The sequence below is a fragment of the Marivirga aurantiaca genome (assembly GCF_016679925.1).
Classification (GTDB): domain Bacteria; phylum Bacteroidota; class Bacteroidia; order Cytophagales; family Cyclobacteriaceae; genus Marivirga; species Marivirga aurantiaca.
Window position 1 is genome coordinate 1 of sequence record NZ_JAEQBW010000024.1, and the last position, 3,348, is coordinate 3,348.

The 3,348-nt window shown below is 39.4% G+C and carries 1 protein-coding gene; it reads right to left on the minus strand.

The annotated features are described in order from the left end of the window. Window positions 1-3,348, minus strand: a 3,348-nt coding sequence (locus JKA74_RS20600) for a hypothetical protein (protein ID WP_201433135.1), incomplete at both ends; no start/stop codon positions are given.

Here is a 3,348-nt window from a genome sequence, read left to right on the forward strand (position 1 = left end):
CTAAATCAGCCTGCATCCAGGTATAATCACCAAGGCTTGGCGCTATGATATCAATTGATACCGGATTGTTTCCATTTACATTATCTGTGAAAATGAAATCAGGAACTCTGTTGTCATCATTTAATGTAATAGAAATATTTTCAACACTCCATCGGTTTTCATCAGCACCAAGATTTAATGGTTGTGACCATCTGAAATGGGTTGCAGAAGTTAATAAAGTAGCAGGAATGTTTACATTATAATTTTGAGCTAAATACAATAGGCCATCATCATAAACCTGCTCTTCACCAACTTCCAATTCATAAACGGGTACTAACTCGAAAGTAACTCCTCCATCAGTTGAAGCTTCTAAACGTGGTACAGTATTTTTGTTGACATTTTGGTTAATGCTGCCAAAAGGTGTGGAAAAATAAAAGTTTAAAGTTGCTGAAGAAACATCTGTAAAATCAAATGGCTCTGTCAGCAATGAACGATCACCTATCTGATTAAATACGAATGAATTATAGTCATTAGCAAAACCTGGATTTTGTCCTTCTATTACTAAGAAATCTTCTTCCTGATCTACATCAATCGTTTCACCTTGTTTATAATCTCCTCCAACTGTTTCGGGCTGATAAGGCACAATCGTTAAATCATAAGGATCGTTGCTGTCTCCAAAGCCAATAGGCATTGTAGCTTCAATAGTACCTGCATCTTCATCTGATGAAGTACCTGCTACCACAAATTCTCCATTTTGTTCTACTACTGCAGCGTAATCTGTTGTAGCAGGAAAGCCTAAAGCATTATAGTTAATGTTTACTGCTTCACCCATGGCAAATGATGTTTTATCATAATTGCTAACTGCCAATGAAGGACGAATTAAGTTAAATGGAGCATCATCCAAAACAACCTCTAAGAATGAAGGTTTATCAATATCGCTACTAAACAAATGAACTACATTTTGCCCCTGCCCAAAAGCCCCATCTTCATTGTAAATAATTCTGAATTGGAAAGTTTCTGACCATAAATTATTGGGTACATCAGCGTTAAAGGCACGAACCTGAGCTCCGCCAGTAAAAGTAACTACATCTATTTCTTCCCAATTTTCCCCATCAACTGAACCTTCCAGGCGAACATCAAAAGTTCCTACGAAATTGGCTATAGAAATAAGATCAAAGTCAATATTAGCTCCATAAATGAAATTAAAGGGAACTGAAGTAGCTGAACGAACACCCTGTCCTTCAAATCCATCTGGCACATATGTATTACCTAACCCCTCCGTTGATTCTAATAGCCTGGTAGGAATATTATTATTATACCAGTAATCAAAATCCACAACTTCATCAAAGCTATTGGAATGAACACCGCCACTAGTCAAACTTAACCTCACATTAGGGTTATCATCATAATCAATACCTGTTGGCAAGGTAGCTGTGATTGTTCCGGCATTTACATCAGTAGTACTTCCAATCATCACCCAATCATCCACATCAGGATTGTTGTCATAAACGCTCATCATCAGCTCTGCTCCGGTACCAGGGCTTCCCTGTATACTGTAGTTAACTGTTAAACCTGAGCCGGGATAAGTGAACTCGTCTCCTGCAACCATTACCGGATCTGTATACTCAACACTTGTGATTTCAAGTCCTAAGTCATAAATCGACAATGTAGTGCTGAAATAAGTTTCCCCATTAAGGGTAGCTATGTAAACTGTATAATCTCCAGCCTCTAATGGCGGTACCGTAATAGCAATTGACTCACCACTTATGTCTGTGGTTTCGCCTATGATTACATCAAAATCAGGATCTCCAACTCTTTGTACCAAAGCAGTTGCCTCAGTAGTGGCTGGAAAAGCACCGGCTGTAATTTCATAAGTCAAAGTCAATGCTTCCATTGGGAAAGCTTGTCCATCTCCTCCTACATCTAAGTTGTTGATCGTAATGTTAGGCGACTCAACTGTTGCCGCAACAGAGGCAAACCCTCTGCCAATAAATGTCTCGCTTATTAAGTTGGTACCGCTCTGAATTTCTAAATCCTCTACAATGAAAGCATCCAGGTCAGCCCCGTTGTTGCTTTCCTGTCTGATCCTGAATTGCGTTGATCCGGAAACCACGCCCGCAGGCCATGTATCAAAAATTACTTCTGTTGTACCTCCGAAGGCCAGGGAATTAAGATCCACGCTGGTCAATTCAGTGTAGGTTGTTCCATCAGTAGAATATTCTACAATCAGCTCAGTGCCCGCAGGGCTTAATACATTGTTAGCTCTTGATGCATTGAAAGTCAATACTCCATCACTCTCTGTCGAAATATTATAGCCCGAAGTGGTCACACTTCTCTCGCCAGCCTGGTCAAACACCAATCCTGATCCATCCTGATCACCACCTGTTTGTACAAACTCGGTGGGTAAACCTCCGGTAAAATTATAGTATTCTGATGTGCCGAATAGGATTTCAGTACCTTCAAAGGCATATATATCCACGTTCCAGCCAAGAGGATTATTGTAATAAGAAATATTTGTAGGGACTGTTCCTTCAACAGTTATTTCTTTTGTTCCATTATCAACGGTTGCTGGGGTCTGGTCTTCCAACAAGAAGGTTTCACCGGTGTTGGTATTGGTCAACCTTACTGCAAAATCCAAATCTGTTAAATCAATTCCCTGCAATTCGGCTTCCACTGTGATGGCATCGCCAGGGTAAATAGTCCCGCCAGGTACATTATCGGCATCCAATACATTATTAATAGTTAATTCCGGTAACAACACATTGTTGTTGTCAACAAATTCATCTGCAATGTTTGTATAAGTCTCTCCTATTTCTAATTGTAATGGACTAAAATAAAAAGTACCTATTGTGATTCTCCAATTTTTTTCAGTTCCATAATCTACAGTACCTTTTTGTTGAATTCTAAAACTAGTATTAGCAGTTTTAGCTGCATTTGGCAAGGTAAATTCAAGTACCTGAATAATATCTTCAAATTCGTCAACCGCTAAATTGTCATCTATCAATGCGGTACCGGCTGTTGCAAAACCATCTGTTGAATACAAAACTTCTACAGGATTGTCCACATCAGGACTACTTGCATAAAATCCAAGATAATTAAAGCTTAATACAACAGGCTCTGATGTATCCAGATCGACTGCATCTGTAGTTAAACTTCTGGTACTAGCTCTATCAAAATAAACCAAATCACCCGTAGAATTAGAACCAATAATATTAACGTCCTCTGTTTCAAAATTAACAAGGTCTCCCGTCACAGAATTACCTGAGAAAGCAGCCAACCTAAGGTTGATATTGCCTGCTTCAGGCCATGTGAAGTCAATCTCTTCCAGGGCATCCTGAACTGTTGATTGACCGAATATCTGTTCGTCCT